Below are 2,186 nucleotides of genomic sequence, written 5' to 3'. Positions count from 1 at the left end.
TGTGCAGATACTGGGTAATTGAGTGGGGTTAGCATTCCTTGAACTGTGTTATTTTTTTGCGATACGTGACCCTGTAACTCATTACAGAATGTCGAACTCATTATATTTTGTTCATTAAAATCAATGCCCGGATACATTGCCCGTGGATGTACTGTTAAAGCGGTATCGGTTGGTTGCCATGGTTTACCATCAACACTCAGCAGCACAAAATGGCGGTGTGCCAGATCAGCAAGAGAGACTGAACGCCGCTCAGCTGAGGTTGATTTTGGTTCAATATGAGTCAGAGTGTTATATTTTGTTGGTATGGCGCAGCCCACCAGTGAAAAGCATATCAAGCTAAGGGATAGAGCATTAGAGAAGGTCATTGATCCCACTTAGTATTTACATCAGAAGTGTAAGAATGTTTTAGTTTAGCGTCTCTCACTTTATACTCTGCGCTCTGATTTTTCTAATTACAGTGACTTTTATACACTGTTTCGACAATGGCCGATAATATGACCTCGTTTGTTGCACAGAACTCCTCTGTATTGGTTGCACCCGTGATAACGCTATTGATGAGTGCACTGCTTGCCACCGTGTTAATGGCAACCCTAATTCTGAGCCTTATACGCTGGAAAGGGCAAATCTGCCCAGGCCAGCAGCGTCGTTTGATAAAGCAATCACACATACTGACGCTATTGTGGCTGATATTTAGCCTGCTCAGTGTAGTGCTGCTTGATGGTGGCACAGTGTTAACATGGCTGTCTGCTTCAGTGGCTGGTATGCATGCGCTTTCTTTGTGGGATATTAAACGTCTACCGTTTTCAATTTCTAAATCTACACGGCTGACGCGTTATTGCAGTCTTTTATCGTCATTGCTGGCCATAATCACCGTAGTGATTTTTATCAGTGCAGAACCTAATACACTCAGCTTACTGATTACCACTCTGTTAACGCTGGGGGCGGTATTTACTCATTTATTGATGGTAGCCGCACGTTGTCGTTTACAAGCCTTTCACCGTTTATTACCGCTGGTTGGGTTTATCGGTATTTTCAGTGCATGTGGTAATGCGGTATATCAGGCGCTTCATATACCCGTGGGGGCGGTGTTATCTGCCTTGCTAATGATAGGTATTACGGCTCGGTTAATATTGCTGGTCGGTGGGTTTTTGCTCTGGGTATGGCCGTTAATTATGTACCGTCAATATGCTGATATGGCGGATGCCAAGATGAAAGCAAAAGCCGTACCTTCATTACAGCGCTTGATGTGGGTATGTACTCTGTATTTATGCAGTACATTATTGGCTGTCTTTATATAATGTAAAGAAATAAACAATATTGTAAATTATTGAGTTCCATTTTATTTTTTATAGGGAATGAATATAAATCTTGCGGGGTAACATAGCGCTGAAAAAGAGAAGTAAAAAAGAGAATATGCAGCGGGATAGGGGAAAAGCAGAGGCCACTCCTTGGCCTTCTGTTTATTTGGTTTTTAAACCAAATACCTGATGTAGCATATTACGCAGTTCTGAAAAATACGCATCGAGCTGTTCTGTGTTATCACGTGAACAATCACGCAGCACAGCGGTAACAATTAGCGGAATCATTCGGCGGATTGTTGGCAAGCGGCTCTCATCAAAGTGTGGGTTTAAGTGAATAATCAAATTACCCCATACATCTGATAACCACTCATTTTCCAGCTCATACAGCGTATGCAGCTCAGGCGTAATGGCAACAGATGACCATACCGCCTGATAACCAGGCTCTTTACTTAAAAAATGGATATGAACATTCAGCAGTGCATTAATCAGTGCTTCGCCATCTAAATGCTGATCACGCACTTCACGAAACTGTTCGCGTAGTTTTTCTAAATGGCAGATAGCCAGTGCATGAATAACCGATGTTTTATTCGGAAAATAACGGTATAGCGATGTACGAGTGATCCCCGCGTGAATAGCAATATCACCTGGATTGACAGCATCAATCCCTTTTTGTTCGAACAGCTCAGCAGCAGCATCTAGGATACGCTGAACGCGCTCACGGCTACGGCGCTGTAGTGGTTGTTGTCGTTGCACGACGTATTCCTCATGTGTAGTTTTTTGTAATGACCACTTGTGATCTTTTTGCCACAATTGGTGTTGTTTCATATATAAAATTAGAAGCGAAAGCTCAAGCCCGTCAACTCGTAACGAGATTAAATTATTACC

Annotated in this window: 2 protein-coding genes and 1 pseudogene; 1 reads left to right on the top strand and 2 read right to left on the bottom strand. The window is 42.6% G+C overall.

Annotation, left to right across the window (positions count from 1 at the left end; translation table 11 throughout):
- Positions 1 to 365, bottom strand: a pseudogene (locus ACRC27_RS07920) (hypothetical protein); the annotation flags it as partial.
- 117 nt (positions 366 to 482) lie between these two features.
- On the opposite strand from ACRC27_RS07920, the gene ACRC27_RS07915 reads away from it, so the two are divergent.
- Positions 483 to 1,298, top strand: a complete 816-nt coding sequence (locus ACRC27_RS07915; RefSeq protein ID WP_438630016.1) for a hypothetical protein — start codon at positions 483 to 485, stop codon at positions 1,296 to 1,298.
- 162 nt (positions 1,299 to 1,460) lie between these two features.
- Here the strand turns inward: ACRC27_RS07915 and ACRC27_RS07910 are convergent, their stop codons facing one another.
- Positions 1,461 to 2,054 carry a TetR family transcriptional regulator gene (locus ACRC27_RS07910; RefSeq protein WP_438621710.1) on the bottom strand — a complete coding sequence of 198 codons (594 nt, stop codon included), beginning with the start codon at positions 2,052 to 2,054 and terminating at the stop codon, positions 1,461 to 1,463.
- Positions 2,055 to 2,186 lie beyond the last annotated feature (132 nt).

It is taken from the genome of Plesiomonas sp. (genome assembly GCF_051650925.1).
In the GTDB taxonomy this organism is placed as follows: domain Bacteria; phylum Pseudomonadota; class Gammaproteobacteria; order Enterobacterales; family CAMTGL01; genus Plesiomonas.
Note: the sequence above shows the minus strand (reverse complement) of the source record. Positions and strands in the feature narration are given on the sequence as shown.